Below are 23,934 nucleotides of genomic sequence, written 5' to 3' on the forward strand. Positions count from 1 at the left end.
GGTCACTCACTCCCCGTGCGGCGGACGCCTTCAACGGTGACGAGCGTCGTGAAGACGATCGCGAGTCCGGCGATCGTCCAGAGGATCGCCTCGTAGGGCGGCCCGCCGGTGTCGGGACCGAGCGCGAGGTAGTACCACTCGCTTGCCGCCTTCTGACCGGAGCGTTCCATGTTCGACCCGTTCCACACCGCGAGCGCAACGTCCATGTCCTGGTCGGTCGGGATGTCCGTGGCGTTCGCCCGGTCGGATGCGAGCGGCCGCGAGAACACGACGTTCCAGCGGTCATCGGTGTGAGTCGCGGTCGTGGTCATCGCGCTGTCTTGAACCTGGGTTGTCGTCCCGGCACCGCCGGCCAGCAGCGACTGGCTCTGGCCGTCGCCGCTCCAGTACCAGATGGTCACCCGGTTGCTCGTCGATCCCATCGCGATCGGCGGACGCTCGCTCTCGTTCACGGGGAACTGAAGTGCAGCAGCGTCGGCAAACTCGCGGAGCGAGTCGGTTGAGGTGTCGCTCGTCGCGTCGGCCCAGGAGAGTCTAACGTAGAGACGGTCGTTCGTTCGTGCCACCTCGACGCGCATCTGCTCGATGGTCGTGTCCTCCGCCTGCGGGACGGCTGCACCGGCACTGCTCAACGGGACACTCGCCGCCGGGACGGTCTCCCAGGACTCGCCAGTCGGCTCCTGCAGGTCGCCTTCGCTCGTCCGATAGTCGACCGGAATCTCGTAGGCAGGACGTGCATCGACGAGCAGGGGGAGCGTCGCGACCGCGGCGACGATCACGAGTGCGAGTACGCCCGCGATCGCCAACTCCTTCGATCGCAGGAATGTTCGTCCCCTGGTCGATCCCCCGTCGTCAGTCGTCATCGCTGAACACCTCCAGACGGTACTGATCCTCCGTATCGACCGTCTGCAGAATGTTCATAAGCTCGCTCTCCTCGCCGCGTCGGACCTTCTCACGCTCGCGACTGATCGTATTGAGCGCGTCGTTGACCTTCGGGCCGAATAGTTCCTCGAGGTAGTTCCTCGGGATGCGTTCGGCGTTCAGCGTCTCGCCGGCGTCCGACGTCTGCGGCGGCGCGAACGGCGGGATGTAGTACACGTTCGGCTCCGTGCGGTACTCGGGGTGGAGGCGGACCGCGACCTCGTATTCGTTCACGAGCGCGTGGATCGGCCCGTCCTCGTCGTCGAGGAACCCGACGTGTCGGAGCTGTGGAGGGCAGTCTTCAGCACAGGAGGGCGGTCGCACCTCGCCTTCGGGGCCTTCCCCTTCGATCCGGGGGTAACAGAAGATGCACTTCTCGCTCATCTTCGTCTGGGCGTTGTAGTACACCTTCTTGTACGGACAGCCTTCGACGCAGTATCGATAGCCACGACAGCGGTCCTGGTCGACGAGGACGATGCCATCCTCCTCGCGTTTGTAGATCGCGGACCGGGGACATGCCTCGACGCAGGACGGATGCGTGCAGTGATTGCAGATCCGTGGGAGGTAAAAATAATACGAGTTCGGATACTCGCCTGCGCCTTCGTCCTCGTCCCAGTTTGGTCCCCACTCGGCGTTCTCAAGCGGTCGGAGCGGCTCGTCGCTACCCTCGTACATGATCGCCTCGTGGTTGAAGTCCCACGCGCGACCGTATTCCTCCTGATCGGGGAGATCGCCCGGCGTGCGTTCCTCGCCCTCGTCGTCCCACCCGCCGCCCATTTCCTCCCAGTCGCGGGGGTAGCCGGAGCCGGGTTTCGTCTCCACGTTGTTCCAGTACATGTACTCGCGGCCGCCCGATTCCGTCCAGTTCGTCTTACACGCGATCGTACACGTCTGGCAGCCGATACATTTGTTCAGGTCCATCACCATTGCGACCTGATGGTCGACGCCGTCGGCGAGGTCGACGTTTCCGTCCTCGGATTGGCTCATCAGTCGTCACCCCCGAGCAGGTTCGATAGCCCACCGAGCGTCCCGGTCGCGATCGATTCGGCGTCGCTTACCGATTCCGATGCACTCTCGACTTTTTCGACTTCGATTCGAACGTCGCTGTTCACGCCGGTCGGTCCCCAGTAGTTCGGGAAGAAGTGCAAGTGCTCTCCGGTATCCTCGGGGTACTGGACGAGCTGCGTCGGCTTCATGTACATCGGGACGAGCGAGTTGAAGTTGTTCCGATCGGGATACTGGAAGCGCTCCCAGCTGAAAAAGTGCCGGACCGTCCCGGGTTCGCCGCTCGGATAGATCTTCGCCTGCACCTCGACGCTGTCGAGGTCGTTGTACACGCGGACGGTGTCCCCGTCCTCGATTCCACGTTCTTCGGCGTCGTCGGGGTTCAAAAACACCGTCGGTTCCCCGCGCTGGAGGCGGAGCATCTTCGAGTTGTCGCGCCACGTGGAGTGGATCGCCCAGCGGCTGTGTGGCGTGTTGTACCCGAGCGGGTATTTGGACTTCTCCTGGAGCACGGGGGCGTCCTTATGCGTCGGCAGGGCTTCCCCGAGTTCGAGGAACCAGTCGTGGTCGATGTAGTACTGCTGGCGGCCCGTGAACGTCGGCCATGGGTTCTTGTCCTGTACGTAGTCCTGCCATGGCGTGTACGCTTCCCCGTCCTCGATGTCCGACGTCCAGTGATCGCCGGCCTCCAGGAGGCGGCGTGGTTGCTCGTCGAGATCGTCGAACGTGAGCTGCTCGGCGGAATCCGCGGGATTTGACTCCTCGGAGTGTTCGAGGATGAACTCGGCTGCTGCTTTGTCCTCCGCGAGTGCGCCGGGTTCATCGGCGAGCCAGTCGCGGGTGTAGTCCTCATGCACCGATTGGAGGTCGATCTCGCGGTCGAATTTCCGGTCCTCGATCGCTTCGATGCCGCGTTCGCGGGCCAGTTCCTGGATCTTCGCCGCGATCTCGCGGAAGATCTGCCAGTCCGTCTTCGACTCGCCGAGGGGTTCCACCGCGGGGGTGAACGGATGGACGTACGTGTGCATGTCCGTCACTGAGAGGTCGTGTTTCTCGTAGTGGCTCGCCGCCGGAAGGACGATGTCGCTGTTCAGCGCGGTCGAGTCCATCCGGAAGTTGATGTCGACGACGAGATCCAGTTTGGGCCAGAGCACCTCCTCCAGCGCGAGGTTCCCCTTCGCCTGGTTGAAGTAGTTCCCCCGCCAGATGAACATCAATCGTGGATCCGGGCGATTGCCGTCGTCGCGCTCGCTCGGATACAGCGGCATCCAGCCCTTGTCGATCGACTCCTGGATCTTCGCAGCCGTATCGGGGTCGGTGTTCTCCATGATGCCGGCGTGATAGTACGTCCAGAGCGTCGTCGGCACTCCGCGGACGCTCCCGGTCGGGAACGACAGCGACTTCCAGCCGTTGAACGTCCAGATCTTCTCCTGGCCGACGTAGTGATCGACGCCGGTTCCTTGCCGACCGAGGTTCCCGGTCAACGTCACGAGAAGCTGGATCGCCCGATTCCCGAGGTCATTGTGGTACCAGTCATTCACCCCCTTGCCGTGGATGATCTTCGCACGATCGACCTCCGCGAACTCCCTGGCGATCTCCTGGTGCGTCTGCCGTCCAACGCCTGTAACCTCGTTTACGTGTTCGGGCGTGTATTGGGAGAGTTCGTCGCGGAGGTTCAGCCAGACCGTCCGCGTGTCGACCCCGCCCTCGGTGGTTGTCACGTCGGGGTCGGCGTCGAGTTGTGGATCGAAGTCGAGTTCGATGCTCACGGAGTGATCGTGTTGGCCGTCGCGCTCGCCGAGCGACCCGGGTGCCGTGCGGAGGTCACCGTCGGCGTCCTGCATGACGAACACCTTCTCCGGTCGGTCTGCGTCGACGTCAAGACGAGGGACTTCGCTCGCGCGCAGGAATTTCCCGGTGTCCTCGCGCACGAGCAGCGGCATGTCCGTCTGCTCTTTGAGGTGTGCTTCGTCGTAGCGCCCTTCGTCGACGATGGTTCGTGCCATCCCGAGTGCGAGCGCGGTGTCGGTGCCGGGTTCGGGCCCGATCCACTCGTCACAGTGGATCGCGGTCTGGCTGTAGTCCGTAAAGATCCCGACGCGTTTCGTCCCGTTGTAGCCGGCTTCAAGGAAGTACTTCGCGTCCGGGATGCGCGTCACGTTGATGTTCGATCCCCACGCGATGAGGTAGTCCGCGTTATACCAGTCCGCACTCTCCGCGTTGTCGGTCTGGGTCCCCCACGTGATCGGCTGTCCGGGCGGGAGGTCCGAATACCAGTCGTAAAACGAGTGACTGACGCCACCGAGAAGATTTACGAGCCGACTCCCCGCGGCGAACGACACCGGGCTCATTGCGGGGATCGGCGTGAACCCGCTGATGGCGTCGTACTCCTCGTCTTGGACGGTGTCGAGGACCTCCTCGGCGATCTCGGTGAGCGCTTCGTCCCACGAGATCCGCTTCCACTTCCCGTTCCCGCGTTCCCCAACGCTCCGCAAGGGGTGGGTGACGCGCTGGTCGGCATTCACGTAGTCCGTAAAGCACGCGCCCTTCTGGCAGCCCCGCGGGTTCGGATCGGGGAGGGATTCGTCGAACCGGGGGTAGTCGCCGGCCTGTTCTTCGCGCCATACCTGGCCGTTTCGCGTGTACACTTGCCACGAGCAGCTGCCCGTGCAGTTCACGCTGTGTGTGGATCGGGCTTTGTCGTCCCAGTCCCATTCCTCGCGGTAGAGGTCCTCCCAGTCCCGGTAGGGATACGAGCCGATCGGATCGTCGACGACCTGAAGTCCATCCATCGCCAGTTGCTCATCAGCCATGGCGACGCCGGAGATTCCCAGCGTCGCACTGAGGCCGATCCCTTTCAGGAAGTCACGCCGGGCGGTTTCGGTTCCAGCGGTGGTCGATTCCGAATCGTCGTGAAGCTCGTTACTGTCGCTCATTGTCTGTTGATAAGTACGGTCAGGAGTCCCGAGGCAACACCAAGCGCCGCGACGGTGAGGCCGGCTGGTGTCCCACCACCAAGGTGGAGTCCGGTGGCGATCAGCACGACTCCGAGGATTTTGCTCGCCCGATCCAGAACGTGGTATCGCCGTACGGGCGGCGTTCTCGGCCCGCTATCGTGTCGATCGCTCACGCTTGTCCCTCCGACCGATCGGCGTCGTCGTCTGCCGACGACGCCCGTTCGGACGCGACCTCGTCTTCGAGGTGACCGTCGTCCGTGCCAGCGTCGTCACCAGTGGCCGGTTCGTCGGGACGGTCATCGTCTTCGTTCCCACTCAGGGCCGCGTATGTGGCCCCGCCTGCCAGGATCGGTCCTGCGATCAGCGCCAGCGTGAGGTACGGCTTGAGATCGGCCGTCGTCGAGCCCAGGATCTCGGCGACGATAACGTCCATTCCGGCGATGGAGGCCAGCATAATGAATACGACACCAGCGACCCCGACCGCCGTGGGAACCGGTCGATCGAGGGGGTTGGCTCCAAAGTGGGTCGGCTCGGATTCGTAATCGATGAAGGGCCAGAGAACGACTGCGACAAACACGAGCCCGGGCAAGACGAGCCCTCCGATGAACTCGGGACTGACGTGAATACCTAGTAGATCGACGCTCATCCAGGAGGGGGTCAGCTTCAAGAACCCGTATCCCCACATCAGGAACCAGTCCGGCATCACGAGCGACGGCGTCGCAGCCGGATCGTTCGGTCCATATTCGGCGATATTGTGAACCGGGAGGAAGCCCGCCAAAAGCGACAGCGTGGCCAACGTCAGAAAGAAGACGACGGCGCTGACCGCGGCCTGATTCGGTACCATCGGCAGCCCCACGACGACGCTATCGTCATCCTGGTCGACCGATTCGCGACCGTCCACGTCCGATTCGCGTGGGGCCTCCGTGTGTTTCTGACGGATGAGGATCAACATGTGTATGCCGAGCAACCCCGCGATCGCCAACGGTAACACGAGAACGTGGAGGAAGTACAGCCTCGGTATCGTCGCACTCGATGGGAAACTTCCCCCGAAGACGATCTGTCCAAGGGCGTCCCCGATCAACGGAACGGACGTGGCAACGTTGTAGCCGATGCCGGCGGCGGTACTGGCGAACTCGTCGAACGGAAGCGCGTAGCCGGTGTAGGCTGCGAACATTGCCAAGCCGGCCAGCCCGGAGCCGACGACCCAGTTGATCTCCCGAGGGTTGCGATACGCGCCGGTGAAAAACACACGGAGCATATGTAACCCGATCGCGGCGATGAACAGGTGGGCCGCCCAATGGTGCATCCGTCGGATCAACATCCCGAAGGGCACGTCGTAGGTGATGTTGAGGACGCTTACGAATGCCTCCGGCATCTCCTCACCCTGGTACTGCGCCACGCTGCCGTCGTACTCGACGCTGCTCGTGCTCGGCTCGAAAAAGAAGCCGAGAAAGATCCCGGTCAGCACCAACAGGAGGAAACAAAAGGCGGCGATCTCACCAAGCAGGTAGGAGTCCTCCGCGGGGAAGGCCTTTCCGAGGAACGTCCGGGCCGTATCGAGTTCGAGTCGATCGTCGAACCAGCGATAAAGGTGATCGAGTCGTTCCATCTCATTCACCCCCCGGGCCAACCGTTCCCTCGAAGTCGCCGACTGCGACGAGATACCCCTCACTGGAGATGGTGATCGGAAGCTGCGGGAGCTCCCTCGAGGGAGGGCCACCCGTGACGTCGGCGCCGGAGAGTGGATCGAACCGGCCGGAGTGACACGGACAGACGAGGATGTCGCCGTCTCGATCATCAACCATACAGCCCGCGTGGGTACAGACCTTTGAGTAGGCCGCGTACCCGGCAGCGGTGAATTCGAGTCGCGTATTCCCGCCATAGGCATCCTCCGGGAATCGAACGAGCAGCGTCGGTGCCTGCTCGATACCTGGACGAACCTCCGGAAAAACGGTCAGCAATTCACCCTCCGCGAGCTGATCCTCCTGGATTCGCTCGCCGTTCTCGTCGACGAGCGCGACCCCATCCGAATAGATGGGGCCGGTGTAGGACCGTTCGAACACGTGCGTGAGGCTGGCGAGCGGAGCGATGAGGCTGCCGGCAGCGGTGAGTCCTCCGAGAGTCGCCAGGATTTTTGCGTAGTCCCGGCGTTCCATCCGTGCGCGGCTGTCCCGCCAGAACTCCCCGTAGATGCTCGGCTCTTCTGTCCCTTGCTGGGCGGCACAGGGACAATCATCTACGGGGTTCGATTCCGCGTCCGTGACCTCGTGGCTGGCCTCCCCAGGACCGCTGCCGTCGGGGATCACGGACGCTCTCTGACGTGGATCGTCGTCGGTCCCATCACTCATGAGTGTTCCCTCCGTTCGGCCACCTCGATGTGTGGCATAAACCAGGCGTAATACGAGACGGTCAGTCCGGCGAGTGACATAAACATCCCAAACGCGTAGATGCCGAAATACTGGGTCCGGGCCAGCGTGAGATATTCACCCGTAAACAGAGCCGCGAAGGTGATCGTCAGGGCCGTCAACCCCCCCATCGCGATCAGCCCCTCGACGGCATCGCTTGGGGAATGGTAGTTAACGACCCACCGATTCTCGGCCTCGATCCAGGGGAGAGAGAGGGTGCTTCCGTCGGTGACGGTTGCGTCGCTGTCGACGTCGGGCCTGGCGGCCCTGTCCATAAACCGATGGAAGAACGCCGTGACCCCGACGAGACCGAAGAGTGCGACCCAGACGATCACCCCCACCTGGCTCGGTGACAGCTTGTTGGGCGTGTCGACGATACCGTCCAGTGGTCGGATCTCACTGACGCTCTGATCGATTTGGATCTCCTCGGACGGTGGTTCGCCGTGTACCGCGACGAACCACATCGGAAGGAGCACCGCGAGGAGAATTCCAACGATGAGGATGGTGCGACGGTCCATGGTTGAGGGAAGGGTGATCAGAAGACAATTGGTATTCGTTTGACAATTCGTCTTCTTTCGAAGAGATACACGGCTGTTTGTTAAAGATTACCCCGATTCTACGTTGTTCGGATTCGGCTTGTTGATGGACTCGTACCGACGGCTAGCCGCCGATGACGCAAGCCCGACTTCTGTTGGGGGCGGAATAGAACTAGCGGACGTCGTCGATGGACCGACGGTCACCGGCCTCTCTCACGTGTGCGTTCACCTACATCCCGGCGTGTTCGAACGCCTCCTCCAGGGATTTCCCGTCGTCGATGTGACGTCTCACCGCTCGTTCGGTCTCCTCGATCTCCCTTGCATCGGCGAGTATTTCCTCGGCGGCGTTCCGATCGATGACGGCGACGCCGGATTCGTCACCCATCACAATGTCTCCCGGTTCGATCACCGTCTCGCCGAGAGCTATCGGGACGTCCCGTTCGATCTCCGCGCTTCCGCTCGGCCCGCGAGGGGTACGCGCCGGTGCGAAGACGGGAAATCCGAGATCTCGTATCTCGGAGATGTCCCGCACGGCACCGTCAGTGACCATTCCGGCAACTCCGATCGTTTCCGCGTACGTGGAGAGCAACTCGCCCCAGACCGCCTCCTCGATACAGCCACCGGCATCGATCACGATGACGTCGCCCGCGTCGGCGTCGACGAGGGTTTCGACGGGGGGCCAGATCGCTGACGGATCCACCCTTGTCGTCCGAGCCGCCCCGACGACCGAACAGCCGGCGTGAATCGCCTCGATCGAGCCGCTCAGAACGGCTACACCCTGGTGTTTCGTATCGGCCACGACGGGCGTCGATAGCTCCCGAAATCCGTCGAGCAGCGTTTCGTTCACCGGATCCGTGCGTGTTGGCATAACGGATTCAACGAGTAGGGGATATAAATGATCTCTGCCGGTAGAACCCGGGGTCGACCACGAGAAACGACGAATGTGGACCGATCGACTCGTCCTCAAATCGCCATGGTACTGATGGGCATAGGTTTATATATGTCACCCGATCAATTTCCAATAGGAGGCATCCATGATGACCAAGCACGTACGGGTTCGGGGGGAGCCGGATCGTGACTACGAGCGGGAAGCCGAACGGCTTGTCGACGAGTTCGCCGATCGGGGGTTGCTCGATGGAGACATTCGGGAGGAGGCCGAGAAGCTCCTTGCGAATGATCGGCCGATCGAGGCGCTTCGCAGAGTCACGGAGTACCGACAAAACGTTCGGTGATCGGTCGCTCGACATCGACGACTGACGGAGTTCACCACTCCATTGACCAGCGACGCATCGATTTGTGACCGCCCTCGTCAACGGACTTGTTGAATACCCGAACGATTCTTGTACTCCCCGACTCTACGGAAACATATGCCCATCTCCACCGACAGCATGCTCGGGGTCACCGGCAGCGATCGAGCCGCCTCCTCGCCGATCGGCGTGGTCTTAATGGTCGGGTTAACCGTGATAATCGCTGGCGTATTGGCGACGATGGTTCTCGGGATCGACATCACGGTGATCGCGGATCGAGTGGCTGATCTAATCGATGATGGGTATTACTAGCACCTTCAGTCCCTGATCGGTTTTTAGTTTCAATTCTGCTATCTCGACCAGGCTCCTTATCCAGACCACTCCGATAGAGGCGATCGTCAGTGCAGGAACGTCCAAAGATTTTACACCATCGACGGCTAACTGGGAGAGTGAAACCGTCTCGGTCAACTGGCAGGCCTCGGACGGCGGCTCCTCGGCCACACTGGGATATCTCTCTCCCGTTCACCGGCAGCGACACCGGGAGATTCTCTCGCGATAGTGGCCATCCGTTCAGCAGCCACAGCCACACTCGGACTCGACGTCTTCCGAGTGGCTGAAGAAGTTCTGAACGTTCGACGAGAGTTGGTCGGCCTCACCATTAGGCGAGGTGTCAAACCGTGTCTGGGTCGGACCGATCGCCCGAATCAGGGCCTCGATAATAAGTCCGACAGGCGCGGTCGTGTACTCCTCGCCACGATATCGCCAGAGCCGGCAATCGACATCATCCGCACAGTCACGGAGATCACCACACGGTTCACAGGTACTTTCACGATAGTCCGGTTGGATATCGTGCCCATCGATGCGTATCGTGGGCGAGACCGCCAGTTGTGTCGCCTTAGCACCCTCCAGCGTAGACACGTGAATGTCTCGGACGGTAATACCAACATCCAGTGGTTCAACGATCGGCTCGATCCGTTTGATCGCCGTTTCGAGTGCGTCTTCAGTCCCGACACATCGGTCACAGGACTCGTTGTCGAGATAGAGGAGATCAACGGTAACCGTCCGCCGTGTGTACTCTTCGGCCGATGACTGGACAACCGAAATAGCGCCGCCAGCTGTGGGATCTCGCATTACAGGTCGTGATACATCCCGGCGGCCCATATATTGTCAGGTGATTGAATATTTAGGAGGTTTGCGTATTGAAACCGTCCGTAGTGAAAAACGGGCAGGGACCACGAATGTATATCAATCTACAGGACTGATAATGCGACAATGGGAGAGAACGAACGGTGGCAAGAGAAATGGCACGGATTGCAGGACGTTCTCGGACCGAAATGGTCCCTTCACATACTTCGGCTACTATCAGAGGGGTCACATGGGTTCAACGCGATACAGCATGAACTCAGTGGTCTGACTGCGCCGATGCTTTCCCAACGACTTACAGAACTCAGTTGCCACGGGCTGATTGAGCGGACTGTCGAGGAGACGAGGCCACCAACCACGGCGTATTCGCTCACCGAGCAGGGAGCACAGGTCGCCACCCACCTTCGCGAACTGGAGTCACTCGTTGAACTCCATGGCCGAACGGACGGCGATCGTCGACAGGACTGTTCAGAGACGTCGGAGGAGTGTCGCAACGAAGCCCTCTCAGATGGATGTGTAACAGTAGTAGACCAGTGTTGACGCTGCCTCGTAGCTCGTAAGGCGATTTCTATCCAATCTATGGGCGGAGCAGGCCGAGTGCCTCGGAGTCGCTCGAAAATCGAAGATTTCCCTGATGACGGGACACAACGTCTCGAATCACGTGACCCCGAGGCGGTTCACTGACCCGATCTTCCGCCAGTACACGGCGGAGCGCTTTTTAAGTATCCGGTCCTAATAATTGTATGAGCGTCGATCGGATCCTTCTCACGAACGACGACGGGATCGATACCGTCGGTTTCCGGGCCCTCTATGAGGCGCTCGGGGATGCCTACGATGTCGTCGCCGTCGCTCCCGCGGCCGACCAGAGCGCGGTTGGCAGATCGCTTTCGAACGATGTGGTCGTCCACGACCACGAACTCGGCTATGCCGTCGAGGGAACGCCTGCCGACTGTGCGATCGTCGGCCTTAGCGAACTCGTTCCCGATGCCGACATCGTGGTCGCCGGCTGCAACGAGGGTGCCAACCTCGGTGAATACGTCCTCGGTCGATCCGGGACGATCTCTGCAGCCGTCGAGGCGGCCTTCTTCGACGTTCCAGCGATCGCGACCTCGCTGTACGTCCCGGTCGACGAGGACCTAGCGGATCGGTCGTTCGATCAGACCGATTTCGCTCACGCGATGGCAGCCACCGAGTACCTCGTCGACCACGCCCTCGACGCGGGAGTCTTCGATCAGATCGATTATCTGAACGTGAACGCGCCGATGGCCGACGGCGAGACCGGTCCGCCCCCGACCGAACGGGCACCGATGGACGTGACCGAACCCTCCCGGCTCTACGAGATGGGTGCAAGTCGCGCCGCGGATGGCAACGGCGTGACGATCCACGACCGGATTTGGGATCGGATGCGGACCGGAGAGGTCCCCGACCCGGAGGGAACCGACCGGCGAGCGATCGTCGAGGGACGCGTGTCGGTCTCGCCGCTCACGGCGCCACACGCGAACAGCCACCACGAGGCGCTCGACGGACTCGCGGAGACTTACGGTAGCGTCGACGTCGATCCGATGTCCCACGACGACTGAAACGGTGACACGGACAGGGACGGACCGAGTCGTCCGTCGAGGCCTATTGTCCGTCGCTGACGGTGACCTGTGCCTCGCGGATCACGGAACCATCCAACTCGTAGCCGGGCTGATAGACCTCGGCGATCGTCCCCTCGGGCTGGTCGCTTTCGACTCGGAGCATCACCTGGTGTCGGCGGGGATCGACGTCCTGACCGGGTTCGGGATCGATGGTCTCGACGTTCTCCTCTTCGAGGACCCGATCGAACTCGCCGAGCGTCGACTCGACGCCGGGTCGAATGTCGGTACCCGCCTCCTGGTCGAGCGCACGCAGGAGGTTGTCGCGGACGGGAACGATCCGCTCGATGAGGTCCTCGGCTGCGCGCTCTTTGATTTCCTCCTGACGGCGCTTCGCGCGCTGTTTGTAGTTTTGAAAGTCCGCCTGCTTGCGCTTGAGGCGCTCCGTGAGATCGTCGATCTCGGCGTCGCGATCGTCGAGTTCGTCCTCCAGCGTCTCGATTCGGGACTCCCGTTCCTCGAGTCGGGCCTCCAGATCGGCTACCTCCTCGGCAAGCGTGTCTGCATCCTCGGCGTCGAGATCTGCGATTCGGGCCGCGAGATGGGACTCCTCAGTGGTAGCGTCATCTTCGACGTTCACGTCTGATTCGCCATCGCGTTCGGCATCGACGTCGCCGCCGGTGTCGTCCCTCTCGGACGTCGAGGGGTCCCGATCTTCGTCCTCGAACTCGATCTCAACGGCGTCGTCCTCGCTCATGATCGATCGGTGGTCATCGGCGGGCATAAGACTTGCAAAAACGAATCGGCCGACCGCGATCGCTTTCGCCGGTTTATAACTCCTCGCGTGATGAATCGGGCATCATGACCGCGCCGAACCGGAACGTGCTGTGGGCGAACGCGATCGTCGACGAACTGGCGAGCGCCGGGGTCTCGGCCGCCGTGATCTCGCCGGGCAGCCGGTCGACGCCACTGACGATGGCGTTCGCACGCCACGAGGACGTCCACGTGTTCTCACAACTCGACGAGCGGTCGGCCGCCTTCTTCGCGCTCGGACGAGCCCGCCGAACCGGCGAGATCACCCCACTCGTTTGCACCTCGGGGACTGCCGCCGCCAACTACCATCCGGCCGTGATGGAGGCCGATCGGGGGCGCGTGCCCCTCCTCGCGCTCACCGCCGACCGCCCTCCGGAGCTGCGCGATTCGGGTGCCAACCAGACGGCGGACCAGGAGAAGCTCTACGGAGACGCGGTCCGGTTCTACAAGGACCTTCCGGAGCCCGCCGCGACCGACCGGGCCCTGACTTCGGTCAGGACCACGATCGCCCGGGCGATCGAGGCAGCCGAGGGCGTCGATCCGGGCCCGGTCCACCTCAACGTCCCGTTCGCCAAACCCCTGGAGCCGACTCCCGTCCCGGACGACGTACCCGCGGACCTCGATCCGGCGGCCGAGACCGGACGGGAGGGCCCGTACGTCGATCGAACGAGCGGGGCGACGAGGATCGACGATCGCGATCTGCGAGCGCTCGCGGACGACCTCTCGGTCGATCGTGGGCTGATCGTCGCCGGACCGGCCGACCCGCCTGGGCTCGATCCGGAGGCAGTCACCGCGCTCTCTCACGCCACCGGTCACCCGATCCTCGCCGATCCGCTTTCGGGGGTCCGGTTCGGGGGACACACTCGCGTCGCTCCCGTGATCGGGGGCTACGATGCCTACCTCTCGGCCGACCTGGCGGGGACTCCGCCGGAGACGTGGCGCGACCCCGATGTCATCCTCCGGATCGGCGCCTCGCCCACCTCGAAGCGCCTCCGGAAGTACCTTGCGGCGGTCGATGCTGACCAGTACGTCGTCGACCCCATCGGTCGCTGGCGTGAGGCGGAGTTCACGGCGACCGATCTCGTCGTCGCCGAGCCGAACCGTCTGTGTGGCGACCTCTCGCGGCTGGTCGCCGGCGGTGGAGCAAGCGCCTGGCGTACCCAATGGGAACGTGCCGACGAGCGTGCCTTCGAGGTCCTCGAGGAGTCCTCGGAGTTCTTCGAGGGGCGTGCAGTCGCGACGATCGCCGAATCGGTCCCGGATCCCGCGACATTGTTCGTCTCCAACTCGATGCCGGTTCGTGATCTCGATCGGTTCGCTCGGCCGACGACGAGGAACCTCACCGTCGATGGCAACCGTGGCGTCTCCGGCATCGACGGCATCGTCTCGACGGGACTCGGTGCCGGGTCGGCGACGACCGACGACCTCACAATCGTTCTCGGGGATCTCGCCCTGTATCACGACTCGAACGGGCTGTTGGCGCTGGAACGCCTCGATCTCGATGCGACGGTCGTCACGATCAACAACGACGGTGGCGGGATCTTTCATCAACTACCGATCGAGGAGTTCGATCCCGAGTTCACGGAGTGGTTCAAAACGCCTCACGGCCTCGAGTTCGAGTCGCTCGCCGATCTTCACGGCTTGACCTACGAGCGGATCGACGCTCGCGGGGACGTCGGCCAGGCTGTCGATCACGAGGGTGGAAGCGGCGAGACCGTCGACGGCGAGGATAGCCATTCGAGCAAGGCTGACACCGACCCGACCGCCGCACTCGTAGCGGCGTATCGGGCGGCGCGCGAGCGCTCGGGGAGCACTCTGATCGACGTCCGGACCGACGCCAAGGCGAGCCATCAAACCCGCAAACGGCTTCGTGAACGCACAGTCGAGGCCGTGTTGGACGGGAAGTGAAGTCGGGCGGGAGTGAAATCGGATATCGCGTGAACGGTGGCGTCGTGATCGAGCGAACAGTCACCGTGACGGTGAACGCTCACGAGGTCTCGGCACGATGACGAGCACTCACGAGAGGAATCTCGGCGCGACGGAGGGTCCGCGTGCGTTCTCAGTCGTCGGCCGTGGCCGGACTCGCGTCCGGTTCGGCGAGTTCGCCGGCGCGTTCGAGTTCCGTGAGGTATTCGTCGGCGTCGATCGCGGCCTTGCTACCCATGCCGGCGGCGGTGACCGCCTGCTGGTAGTGGTAGTCGACGACGTCGCCGGCACCGAACAGTCCCTCGACGCCGGTTCGGGTCTGACCGGCACCGGAGCCACCCTCGGTTCGCAGATATCCATCCTCGTTCAACTCGACGTCGGTCTCCGTCAGGTAATCCGTGTTCGGCGTGTGGCCGATGGCGAAGAAGACGGCCCCGACGTCGAAGTCGTACACGTTGACCTCGTCCGCGGTCTCGGGATCCTCGAGTTTCTCGGTTGGATGACCCGCCGGATGTTCGACGAGCGTCACGTAGTCGATCCCCTCCTCCTGTGTCCCGTGGAGCGCCGTGACTTCCGTGTTCTTTCGGATCTCGATGTCGCCCTCCTCGACCTGCTCCATCACGCGGTCGATCCAGACGTCCTCCGCTCGGAATTCCTCGCGGCGGTGGATGAGATAGACGGTATCAGCGAACTTGGTGAGGAACGTGGCCTCCTCCATGGCTGCGTCCCCGCCGCCGACGACGAGCATGTCCTCTCCGCGGAAGAACGCGCCGTCACAGGTGGCACACGTCGAGAGGCCATACCCCATGAGTTCGTCCTCGCCGGGGATCCCGAGCGTCCGCGCTGACGCGCCGGAGGCGGCGATAAAGGCGTCGCAGGTGTAGACGTGGCCGTTCTGTAACCGGACGCGGAAGGGGCGTTCGGAGTCGTCGATGGATTCGACGATCCCGTGTTCCGTCTCCGCGCCGAACTTCGTCGCCTGCGCTTTCATCTCGTTGATCAACTCGGGGCCGGAGATTCCCTCCGAAAAGCCCGGATAGTTCTCCACGTCGGTGGTGAGCGTGAGCTGTCCGCCCGGTTCGTCGCCCTCCAGAATGAGGGGTTCGTTGTTCGCTCGTGCGGCGTAGATCCCCGCCGTGAGCCCGGCGATCCCAGTTCCGGCGATGATCAGCCGTCGGTGTTCGTCTGCGTCCTCGCTCATACCTACTGATTTGCGATCGGGGCGTATGTAGGTTGCGCCCGAGCGGCTCGATGACCGGTTTCAGTCACGATCCCTCGACGAGTTCGCCGCCGCGATCGCGCCACTCGGCGAGGCTTCCCTCGTAGATGTGGACGACCTCGAAACCGATCCACCGGAGTGCGACGTACGTGTGTGAGAGCCGACGAGCGGTGTTACAGTAGAGTACGACGGGACGGTCCGGCGTGATCCCGCGCTCGTCGAAGCGCTCGCGGAGGTCAGCCTTTCCGCGAAATCCGCGCGTGTCAGGATCGACGGCCTCAGTCCAGTCGAACCTGATGGCACCCGGGAGATGTCCGGCCGCGTACTCGTCGGCATCGCGGGTATCCACGAAGACGGCGTCGCTATCGGGAGTCTCGCCTAGTTCGAGGACCTCGTCGTATCCCACGATCGGCGAGTCCGGTCCCTTGACGCGACGAGGTTCCACGGGCACCGATTCGGGAGAGACGGACTCGTCGTCAACCGGATGATCGCGCTTCCAGGCGCTCAGATCTCCGTCGAGCAGGTGGACGTCCTCGAAGCCGTAGACGAGCGCGGTGACGAGAAACCGCGCGGCAAAGACGCCGTTTGTGTCGTCATATGCGACGAGGGTGTCCTCCCGGGAGAGGCCCGCAGATCCCAGAAGTTCCGCGAACGCCTTCGCGCCGGGAAGAGTGCCCGCGTCGGGCCCCTCCGCATCGCGAAACTCCTCGAAAGGGATGTTTACCGCGCCGGGGACGTGTCCGAGCGCATCGTACTCCCAGTTGTCACGGACGTCGACCGCGTGGACATCCGGATCCTGACGGTGCGCTGCGAGCCACGCGATCGGAACGATGATCTCGGTCATCAATACCCCCTTTCTCCTCCGGACAGATTACTTCGCGGGCCCACGACGATTCGGCCGGCCCTTCCGGATACCGGCAACATTTGGAACCTCCGGTCGGTTTCAGCGCATGGGCCGCTTCGTCGACACTGAGATCGACGGCAGGCGGACCGACGCGGGAGATCGTTCGGCAACGATCTCGGTCGTGTCTCGCCGACGAACACGCAATAATTGCCACCGCTCCGAACGAGAGGCGTGACTGGCCGTGGTGTTTGGTTCCTTATAGGGTGAGCACGTAAGAGAAGACGCCATGGGAGATTCCGATTACGCGAATGACGTGCTCGTCTCCGCCGACTGGGTGGAGGCGCGACTCGAGGAGTTCGAAAGCGACGACGACGACCTGCGGCTCGTAGAGGTCGACGTCGATACCGAGGCGTACGACGGGGCGCATGCGCCGGGAGCCATCGGCTTCAACTGGGAAAGCCAGCTTCAGGACCAAACGCAGCGTGACATTCTCGAACAGGACGATTTCGAGACGCTGCTTGGCGAACACGGCATCAGCGACGACTCGACGGTCGTCCTCTACGGTGACAACAGCAACTGGTTCGCCGCCTACGCTTATTGGCAGTTCAAATATTGGGGCCACGACGACGTCAAGCTTCTCGACGGCGGCCGCGAGTACTGGATCGAAAACGACTATCCGACGACGGATGAGGTTCCCTCGTTCCCGGAGACCGACTACGAGGCGGGCGGTCCCTACGAGACGATCCGTGCGTACCGTGATGACGTCGAGAAGGGGATCGACCGCGGGGTCCCGCTCGTCGACGTGCGCTCGCCCGAGGAGTACAGCGGCGAGATCCTCGCACCCCCGGGACTCCAGGAGACCGCCCAGCGTGGCGGACACATACCCGGCGCGAAGAACATCTCGTGGGCGGCCGTAACGAACGATGACGGGACGTTCAAGACCCGCGATGAACTCGAGGCACTGTACGCCGACGAGGACATCCACGGCGACGAGACGACGATCGCCTACTGCCGCATCGGCGAGCGCTCCTCCGTTGCGTGGTTCGCGCTCCACGAGCTGCTCGGCTACGAGGACACCATCAACTACGACGGGTCCTGGACCGAGTGGGGTAATCTCGTCGACGCGCCGATCGAAACGGGCGAGTAGACGATACAGCGTTAAGTCGGTCCATCGCCTTCCGTTTTCTATGAGCGCAGACGACGTACTCGAGAGCGTCCGATCCAATCTCGCCACCGAACTGTCCAGACTCGGCTCCTCGAAGGCACTGTACGCCGCCACCGAGGGCGATCTCGATGCCGATCGCGTCCTGCGTGCGGCGGCAAACGCCGAACACGCGGCCGCCGAGACCTTCGACTCGTGGGCCGAAGACGAACCGAACGAGACTGCCCGGGAAATCTTCACTGCGATCGCCGAGGAGGAGCGCGCCCATTTCGATCGCGTCCGCGAGGAGATCGACGAGGCGGACAGCGACGGTTACGACGACGAACTCCCGGCGATCCCCGCCCACCTCCGGTCGATCGATGGGACCATCGAACGTGCCGGCGCGCTGCTCGGCCGGATCATGGTCGCCGACGAGTCGAAGTCCCAATACGTCGGCTACTTCGTGGGCGATGCCGATCCACAAACGGCCGCAGTCTTCCGCGAACTTCGCGAGGATCTCGAGGGACAACGCGAACGCGCGCTCGACGTGATCGAGGCCGTCTGTACGGACGAGGCCGATTTGGAGGCCGCGACCGAGGCGGCCGCGACGGTCGTCCAGGTCGCCTACGACGAACACGTCGAGACGCTGGAGTCACTCGGCGTCGATCCGAAGCCGGTCTGTTGAGGCGTCGCCATCCTTGATCAGGTTCCCTCACTCCCGCAGCCTCGCTCGCATTTCGCCGGATGGTTGACGATTCCCTTTTTATGATTCCGTCGTCGATCGACGTGTATGCCTGCCGATCTCGAGGAGAAGACCGATCGCTACGAGCGGATGCTTGCGGATGCGCTTTCGGAGGCCGAGGCAGTTGCGCCCGCCGACACACCACTGGGGGAGGCGGCCGACGAATGTCGCGAGATGGCCGAATCGTACCTCCGGGATGGCCGACATTTTCGCGAGACCGACGACCCGGTCAACGCGCTCGCATCGTTCTCGTATGGGTACGGCTGGCTCGACGCCGGTACCCGATTCGGGCTCTTCGAGATTCCCGAGGATACCGAACTATTCACGATGTGAATCGAAGCAGGCCAGAATCTCACGTCCGAGCCGGCTCGTCTTCGGGGGCTACGACGGTTTCGATCTCCTCAACGAGTTCCAGATCGCGGGCACGGTAGGCCTCCACGAGTCGGTAACAGACGAGATAGCTGGGGACGATCGTCGCGACCGAGAGGATCACGTTGCCGACCAACAGGCGGATCGCGATCGCGCGACCGGCGGAAAACGACAGCGACGAGAGACTCCCGAATCCCACGCTCGCGCCCTCGGCGGGCCCGAGAAGGAAGACACCGATCGCGAAGCTCGCGACATAGACGCCGGATTTCACGAGGGGGTTGATGAGGAGTGCGGAGGCCACGAACGCGAGTTTGCTTACTCCATCGAAGAGCCACGCCAACACGACGAACACGAGCAGTCCCACGCCGACCGTCGGCAACATCGTGACGAAGACACCGAAGGAGAAGCTCCCGGCGATCTCACGTGGCGTGTGTGTCTCGGCGAACGCGTCGTGGAGTCCCTCACGGAGCCGTCCTCGCCACGCACTCGCCCGCGATCGCATCCTCGTCATTTGTTATCCGAACGCCGTAGTACGCCGGAGCGAAAATACTTGTCGGCGGCAGATGTCAGTGGCTGGGCGTTTCGAGGACGTTCCGATCACTCGAAGCGGTAGGTCGGCCCTTCCGGACCGTCCTCGACCACGACGCCGATCTCCGCAAGCGCATCGCGCAGTTCGTCCGCGCGCTCGTACTCGCCCGCCTCGCGAGCGGACTCACGGAGATCCAGAAGGAGTTCGACGAGTTCGGCCGCGAGTTCGACCTCCCCGTCACCCCCGTCACGGGCGTCGAATCGGAGCCCGAGAACGTCCTCGCCGAATTCCTCGAAGGTCTCGATCGTCCGACGGAGACCGCGGTAGTCGTATCCGATGTCGGAGTCGGAGCTCACGTCCACTCCCGGCCTCCTCGCATCCTCGGCCGTGTCGAGGTGACGATTGACGGCGTCGGTGAGATCGAGCAGCGATGCCGTGGCCTCCCGGACGTTGAGATCGTCGTTCATCGCCGCCTCGAAGCCCTCGCGGGTCGCGTCGATCGCCGCCCGCAGATCGTCGTCGACCGTCTTCGTGTGCGCGTCCACGGAGTCCGCAGCCTCGACGGCACGATCGTAAGTTCGCGAGAGCCGGCCCCAGCGTTCCTCGGCCTCGGCGATCGACTCGTCGGTGAGCGCCTGCTCGGACCGGTAGGACGCGCCCGCATAGAACGTCCGGAGGACGTTGACCCCGAGGTTCTCGAGCGCGTCGGGAACCGTCCAGAAGTTGCCGATCGACGAGGACATTTTCTCGCCCTCCATCGAGAGCAGGCCGGCATGCATCCAATAGCGCGCGAACGTCTCGCCGGTAGCCGCCTCCGATTGGGCGATCTCGTTTTCGTGGTGGGGAAACACGAGATCGCGTCCGCCCATGTGGACGTCGAGCGTCTCGCCCAGATGTGCCATCGACATCGCCGAGCACTCGACGTGCCAGCCGGGACGTCCCTCGCTCCAGGGCGACTCCCAGGTTTTCCCCTCGGGCAGATCGCCGTCATGTTCGTGTTTGCGGTGTTCGCGTACCGCCGTCTCGCTCACGCCGCCGGCCTTCCAGAGCGCGAAGTCCGCCGGATTCCGCTTTTCGGAGCGTTCGTCGGGCTCGCCCTGGGCCTCTAGGTCCTCCGGATCCTGGTTGGAGAGGTCGCCGTACCCCTCGAAAGCGGTGACGTCGAAGTAGACGGACCCGTTCGACTCGTAGGCGTAGCCGGTCTCGACGAGCGACCCGACCAGATCGATGATCTCCGGGACGTGCTCGGAGACCCGGGGATACACCTCCGCCCGAAGCAGATTGAGCCCGCGCATGCTCTCGAAGACCGTAGCGGTGAACGTCTCCGCGACGTCGAGTTCGCCGTCCCACTCCTCGCGTTCACCGACACGTGCGGTGATCTTCTCGTTGACGTCGGTCACGTTTTCGACGTGGCGGACGTCGTACCCGAGGTGATCGAGCCACCGGTGGAGGATATCGGCGTGGACCCACATCCGGGCATGACCCAGGTGGGGGTCATCCGAGACCGTCAACCCGCAGACGTACAACAGCACGTCGTCGCCGTCGACCGTGAACTCCACGCGTTCGTCCCGAAGGGTGTCCGTCACGGAGAGGGTCATTACGGCCGGTTTCTCGTGGCGAGCCTTTCAACGCGTCGATCGGTCCGATCGGGAGACTGCGGATGGCACTACGGAGAGTACGTGTCCGACGTAATCGTTATCCGATCGAGGTGGTAGATATTACCATGGACGAGGATACCGATCACACGGGGCCTGTCGGACGACTCGAGGTGTGGTGTGCCGGGGAGGAGTGGTGTCCGGTCACGACGACGTCGTCGCTGATCGGGAAGAAGTGGCATCCGGTCATCGTTCACCGACTGCTCGAACACGGTCCAAGCGGATTCAACGAGCTCAAAGAGCACGTCGACGGCGTCTCGAGTAAGGTCCTTTCGGACAGTCTCGACGATCTCGAGGAGAAACACCTCGTCGATCGCGACGTGATAAATGAAAAACCAATCAGGGTCAAATACTCACTTACGGACCACGGTCGATCGCTCGAACCGGTGATCTACGCGATGCGTGACTGGGGGCTTGAACACCTCGAGGAACCGGATACCGACGATCCGTCCGCAATCGATCGGTAGGGCGTATCGGGCTCTCGGGAACCGAACGGCGGAGTTGGCTGTATGCAGGCGCTAAGCCCCCACCCTCAACGAGCGCCGGGCTTCCGACGGGTGTCGGAAGCACAAGCGAGTAGGGTGGGGATACAGCGCCTGCATACAGGTAACGCGGATCTATCTCGGGACCGAATTCGGCGTGGCCGTGACCGGGTGTGCTCGAGGTAACCTGATTACGTTCCCCTCAGATTACAGTTATGTATCGGGATGCTGTTGGTGTGAGTACTCATGGCAACTGAGACCCGATCGTCCGACGTAACGATGGGAGTCGCCTCCGAACAGTGGATCGCCGGAGCGGTCGGCGGATTCCTTGGCAGCATTCCGTTCGGATTACTGATGATGTACGTGATGCCGCCTCCGCTGTTGGAGATCGTGATTCCAGCGATGTACGGGATAGAAAGCCCGGCGCTGATCGCCGGGTGGGCTCTTCACCAGTTCCACGGCGTCGTCCTGGGAGTGGTCTACGTCGCGCTCGTTCAGGCGGGATGGTTCCACGAGACCGCCCGATCGCTTCGCGGGGCGCTCGGGCTGGGGGTCGCATACGGCATCCTCACTACCGTCGTTCTCGCGGTCATCGTGATGCCCTTGTGGCTCGGAGTTGTCGGCTTCCCGAACGCGCCGCCGTTCCCGAACTTCGGGATCCCGGCCACGATGATTTCCGGACTCGGGCACATTATTTACGCCATTCCGGTTGCGGTCCTGTACGCGAGATCGGTCTCGGAGTGAGCGTTTCCGAAGAGTGATCGTTCCCGAAGTGGGACCGGTTCTCTCCACGTTCGACCCCGATGGCCGGCGACCGAACGTCGGGGGATACATCCGCGACCACAACGCTTTCGCCGGTTCATCGAATACCGGTCTTCGTGACTACACGTAGTGACCGGGTTTCGGATGAATCCCCCGACGGCCGCCGCAGTTGGATCGTGGCGATCTTCGGGGCGGTGGGGATGATCTTTACCTTCGGAACGCCGCTTTCCTATGGCGTTCTTCGCGATCCGCTCAGCGAGACGTTCGGCATCTCGCCGATCGCGCTCTCGACCGTCTTTTCGGTCATGCTTTTCACCTTCTTCATCGGATCGGGGACGATCGGCGTCTTTTCGGCCCGGTTGCCTGCCCGGGGCGTACTGCTTGCGTGTACCGCCGCGACTGGGCTCATCGCGCCCGCCCTCTTCGTCGTCGGATCGTACGCCGGACTGCTCGTCGTTTTCGCCGTCCTCGGGCTCGCGCTCGGTACCGTGTTCGTCCTTCTCGCATCGATCGTTCCCCGCTGGTTCGAGCGACGTCGTGGGGCCGCGACCGGTCTCATCTTCGTCGGCAACGGTCTCGGCCTCTTCCTGTTGCCGCCGATCTGGGAGTACGCGATCGCCACCGTCGGCATCCGCCGTGGATTTCTCGCGATCCTGTCCGTTACGACCGTCGTGTTCCTGCTCGTCGGGCTCGTCTGTCGCCGCCCGCGGTGGGCCGAGCATTCGACCGCGACGCCGGGCGAACTCATCGGGTGGGTCGGTGGGCTGGTCCGAACGCGGCGGTTTCGGCTTCTCTTCGTCGGGATCGGCCTCGCGTTCGCGTGGTACCAGTTGCTTGCGGCGTACGCGATCGACCTCTTTGCCGCCCGAGGGCTGGCCGGTGCCACGGCCTCGGCCGCGTTCGGCGCCATCGGCGGCGTCAGCATCATCTCGCGGATCGGTGGCGGATACGTCGCGGACGTTATCGGAGCCAGACGCGCCTTCCTCGGCTCGTTGGGCTGTACGACCGTCGGGATCACGGCGTTCCTCGCACCGTCGCTGCCGACGATGGCGGTCGGCATCATTCTCGTCGGGCTCGGGCTCGGAGGCTGTGCGACGCTTTACGTCCCGCTTTTGATGGGGGTCTACGACCCCGAGATGGACACCGCCATCGTCGGCGTCTTCAACGTCGCCGGCGGGGTCGGTTCCCTGGCCATGCCGCCGCTGGGAACCGCCAGCGTCGCCTATACGAACGGGTACACCGCTGCCATCCTGTTGACGCTGGCCGCGACGATCATCGGGTTCTTCGCGATCGCGTTCGGAACCAGCACGTGAACGCGGGGCGCATCGCCATCGGGATCACGTGCTCGCTGCTGTATCCGCTGTTGACCCGTCCTCTCCGGCCGCCTCGACGCGATCGGCGTACGACTCCAGTTCGGCGGCGAGTTCGCGCGCCTCATCGGCGGAGAGGGTCACTCGATCGGCGTGTGCCGGAAGGTCGGTCAACTCGGCGTTGTCGAGTTCCAGTTCGAGCGTGAGGTGATCGGGATCCGTTCGGGGGGCGGTCACGTTCAACACGGCGTAGGCCTCCTCCTCGAAGTCGTGGCCGGTCGCGACTCCATCAAGCAGGTCGAAGGTCGTGTAGGCGTTCACCCGGATGAGTCGATCGGGCATCGACGGGAC

The 23,934-nt window shown here is 63.0% G+C and carries 27 protein-coding genes; 11 read left to right on the top strand and 16 right to left on the bottom strand.

The window, feature by feature from the left end:
* Positions 1-2: 2 nt before the first annotated feature.
* The 8 genes from ACERIT_RS02935 to ACERIT_RS02970 form a co-directional block, all read right to left on the bottom strand.
* Complete coding sequence (locus tag ACERIT_RS02935; RefSeq protein ID WP_373673307.1) at positions 3-863, bottom strand: ethylbenzene dehydrogenase-related protein; 861 nt, start codon at positions 861-863, stop codon at positions 3-5.
* Positions 853-1,908: a 4Fe-4S dicluster domain-containing protein gene (locus tag ACERIT_RS02940; RefSeq protein WP_373673308.1), complete on the bottom strand. Its 1,056-nt coding sequence runs from the start codon at positions 1,906-1,908 to the stop codon at positions 853-855. The genes ACERIT_RS02935 and ACERIT_RS02940 overlap by 11 nt, the downstream gene beginning before the upstream one ends.
* On the bottom strand, positions 1,908-4,862 hold the full coding sequence (locus ACERIT_RS02945; protein ID WP_373673309.1) for a molybdopterin-dependent oxidoreductase: 2,955 nt from the start codon (positions 4,860-4,862) through the stop codon (positions 1,908-1,910). The genes ACERIT_RS02940 and ACERIT_RS02945 overlap by 1 nt, the downstream gene beginning before the upstream one ends.
* Positions 4,859-5,056 (bottom strand): hypothetical protein, encoded by a 198-nt coding sequence (locus ACERIT_RS02950; RefSeq protein ID WP_373673310.1) that lies wholly within the window; start codon positions 5,054-5,056, stop codon positions 4,859-4,861. The genes ACERIT_RS02945 and ACERIT_RS02950 overlap by 4 nt, the downstream gene beginning before the upstream one ends.
* The gene (locus ACERIT_RS02955) at positions 5,053-6,492 is read right to left on the bottom strand and encodes a cytochrome bc complex cytochrome b subunit (RefSeq protein WP_373673311.1); all 1,440 of its coding nucleotides are present in this window, start codon (positions 6,490-6,492) and stop codon (positions 5,053-5,055) included. The genes ACERIT_RS02950 and ACERIT_RS02955 overlap by 4 nt, the downstream gene beginning before the upstream one ends.
* 1 nt (position 6,493) lies before the next feature.
* Entirely contained in the window at positions 6,494-7,231 is a 738-nt protein-coding gene (locus ACERIT_RS02960) for a ubiquinol-cytochrome c reductase iron-sulfur subunit (protein ID WP_373673312.1), read from the bottom strand.
* Positions 7,228-7,806, bottom strand: coding sequence for a hypothetical protein (locus tag ACERIT_RS02965; protein ID WP_373673313.1), 579 nt, complete (start codon positions 7,804-7,806; stop codon positions 7,228-7,230). Before ACERIT_RS02965 ends, ACERIT_RS02960 begins: the two co-directional genes overlap by 4 nt.
* 247 nt (positions 7,807-8,053) lie before the next feature.
* Entirely contained in the window at positions 8,054-8,692 is a 639-nt protein-coding gene (locus ACERIT_RS02970) for an RraA family protein (protein WP_373673314.1), read from the bottom strand.
* Between the two features lie 169 nt (positions 8,693-8,861).
* Here ACERIT_RS02970 and ACERIT_RS02975 point away from each other — a divergent pair, with 169 nt between their 5' ends.
* Positions 8,862-9,056 carry a hypothetical protein gene (locus ACERIT_RS02975; protein WP_373673315.1) on the top strand — a complete coding sequence of 65 codons (195 nt, stop codon included), beginning with the start codon at positions 8,862-8,864 and terminating at the stop codon, positions 9,054-9,056.
* Positions 9,057-9,191: 135 nt separating this feature from the next.
* A complete protein-coding gene (locus tag ACERIT_RS02980; protein WP_373673316.1) occupies positions 9,192-9,383 on the top strand; it encodes a type IV pilin in 192 nt (63 codons plus the stop codon).
* On the opposite strand, the gene ACERIT_RS02985 is transcribed toward ACERIT_RS02980, so the two are convergent.
* Together ACERIT_RS02985 and ACERIT_RS02990 are read right to left on the bottom strand one after the other, a co-directional pair.
* Complete coding sequence (locus ACERIT_RS02985) at positions 9,360-9,572, bottom strand: hypothetical protein (protein ID WP_373673317.1); 213 nt, start codon at positions 9,570-9,572, stop codon at positions 9,360-9,362. The two genes, ACERIT_RS02980 and ACERIT_RS02985, sit on opposite strands and share 24 nt — an antisense overlap.
* Before the next feature lie 69 nt (positions 9,573-9,641).
* Positions 9,642-10,202 carry a DUF2703 domain-containing protein gene (locus ACERIT_RS02990; protein ID WP_373673318.1) on the bottom strand — a complete coding sequence of 187 codons (561 nt, stop codon included), beginning with the start codon at positions 10,200-10,202 and terminating at the stop codon, positions 9,642-9,644.
* Positions 10,203-10,343: 141 nt separating this feature from the next.
* Here ACERIT_RS02990 and ACERIT_RS02995 point away from each other — a divergent pair, with 141 nt between their 5' ends.
* A complete protein-coding gene (locus tag ACERIT_RS02995) occupies positions 10,344-10,754 on the top strand; it encodes a winged helix-turn-helix transcriptional regulator (protein WP_373673319.1) in 411 nt (136 codons plus the stop codon).
* A 203-nt stretch (positions 10,755-10,957) separates the two neighbouring features.
* Complete coding sequence (gene surE / locus ACERIT_RS03000; protein ID WP_373673320.1) at positions 10,958-11,794, top strand: 5'/3'-nucleotidase SurE; 837 nt, start codon at positions 10,958-10,960, stop codon at positions 11,792-11,794.
* Positions 11,795-11,837: 43 nt separating this feature from the next.
* Here the strand turns inward: surE and grpE are convergent, their stop codons facing one another.
* Complete coding sequence (gene grpE / locus ACERIT_RS03005) at positions 11,838-12,548, bottom strand: nucleotide exchange factor GrpE (RefSeq protein ID WP_373673321.1); 711 nt, start codon at positions 12,546-12,548, stop codon at positions 11,838-11,840.
* A 104-nt stretch (positions 12,549-12,652) separates the two neighbouring features.
* Here grpE and menD point away from each other — a divergent pair, with 104 nt between their 5' ends.
* A complete protein-coding gene (gene menD / locus ACERIT_RS03010) occupies positions 12,653-14,512 on the top strand; it encodes a 2-succinyl-5-enolpyruvyl-6-hydroxy-3-cyclohexene-1-carboxylic-acid synthase (protein WP_373673322.1) in 1,860 nt (619 codons plus the stop codon).
* Between the two features lie 151 nt (positions 14,513-14,663).
* Here menD and ACERIT_RS03015 read toward each other — a convergent pair whose 3' ends face one another.
* The gene (locus ACERIT_RS03015) at positions 14,664-15,731 is read right to left on the bottom strand and encodes an NAD(P)/FAD-dependent oxidoreductase (protein WP_373673323.1); all 1,068 of its coding nucleotides are present in this window, start codon (positions 15,729-15,731) and stop codon (positions 14,664-14,666) included.
* Positions 15,732-15,795: 64 nt separating this feature from the next.
* Positions 15,796-16,596 carry a sulfurtransferase gene (locus ACERIT_RS03020; RefSeq protein WP_373673324.1) on the bottom strand — a complete coding sequence of 267 codons (801 nt, stop codon included), beginning with the start codon at positions 16,594-16,596 and terminating at the stop codon, positions 15,796-15,798.
* 283 nt (positions 16,597-16,879) lie between these two features.
* Here ACERIT_RS03020 and ACERIT_RS03025 point away from each other — a divergent pair, with 283 nt between their 5' ends.
* The 3 genes from ACERIT_RS03025 to ACERIT_RS03035 all read left to right on the top strand — a co-directional run bounded on the left by ACERIT_RS03025 (position 16,880) and on the right by ACERIT_RS03035 (position 18,809).
* Positions 16,880-17,740, top strand: coding sequence for a sulfurtransferase (locus ACERIT_RS03025; RefSeq protein WP_373673325.1), 861 nt, complete (start codon positions 16,880-16,882; stop codon positions 17,738-17,740).
* 40 nt (positions 17,741-17,780) lie between these two features.
* A complete protein-coding gene (locus ACERIT_RS03030; protein ID WP_373673326.1) occupies positions 17,781-18,419 on the top strand; it encodes a rubrerythrin family protein in 639 nt (212 codons plus the stop codon).
* 105 nt (positions 18,420-18,524) lie between these two features.
* Positions 18,525-18,809 (top strand): DUF357 domain-containing protein, encoded by a 285-nt coding sequence (locus ACERIT_RS03035; protein ID WP_373673327.1) that lies wholly within the window; start codon positions 18,525-18,527, stop codon positions 18,807-18,809.
* Between the two features lie 19 nt (positions 18,810-18,828).
* On the opposite strand, the gene ACERIT_RS03040 is transcribed toward ACERIT_RS03035, so the two are convergent.
* Both ACERIT_RS03040 and cysS read right to left on the bottom strand, forming a co-directional pair.
* A complete protein-coding gene (locus tag ACERIT_RS03040; protein WP_373673328.1) occupies positions 18,829-19,356 on the bottom strand; it encodes a DUF2062 domain-containing protein in 528 nt (175 codons plus the stop codon).
* 86 nt (positions 19,357-19,442) lie between these two features.
* A complete protein-coding gene (gene cysS / locus ACERIT_RS03045; protein ID WP_373673329.1) occupies positions 19,443-20,972 on the bottom strand; it encodes a cysteine--tRNA ligase in 1,530 nt (509 codons plus the stop codon).
* 125 nt (positions 20,973-21,097) lie between these two features.
* On the opposite strand from cysS, the gene ACERIT_RS03050 reads away from it, so the two are divergent.
* The 3 genes from ACERIT_RS03050 (at position 21,098) to ACERIT_RS03060 (ending at position 23,586) form a co-directional block, all read left to right on the top strand.
* Positions 21,098-21,496: a winged helix-turn-helix transcriptional regulator gene (locus ACERIT_RS03050; protein WP_373673330.1), complete on the top strand. Its 399-nt coding sequence runs from the start codon at positions 21,098-21,100 to the stop codon at positions 21,494-21,496.
* A 261-nt stretch (positions 21,497-21,757) separates the two neighbouring features.
* On the top strand, positions 21,758-22,255 hold the full coding sequence (locus ACERIT_RS03055; protein ID WP_373673331.1) for a hypothetical protein: 498 nt from the start codon (positions 21,758-21,760) through the stop codon (positions 22,253-22,255).
* Between the two features lie 218 nt (positions 22,256-22,473).
* On the top strand, positions 22,474-23,586 hold the full coding sequence (locus ACERIT_RS03060) for an MFS transporter (protein WP_373673368.1): 1,113 nt from the start codon (positions 22,474-22,476) through the stop codon (positions 23,584-23,586).
* 24 nt (positions 23,587-23,610) lie between these two features.
* Here ACERIT_RS03060 and ACERIT_RS03065 read toward each other — a convergent pair whose 3' ends face one another.
* A complete protein-coding gene (locus ACERIT_RS03065) occupies positions 23,611-23,925 on the bottom strand; it encodes a DUF6360 family protein (protein ID WP_373673332.1) in 315 nt (104 codons plus the stop codon).
* Positions 23,926-23,934 lie beyond the last annotated feature (9 nt).

It is taken from the genome of Halopenitus sp. H-Gu1 (genome assembly GCF_041821145.1).
In the GTDB taxonomy this organism is placed as follows: Archaea; Halobacteriota; Halobacteria; order Halobacteriales; family Haloferacaceae; genus Halopenitus.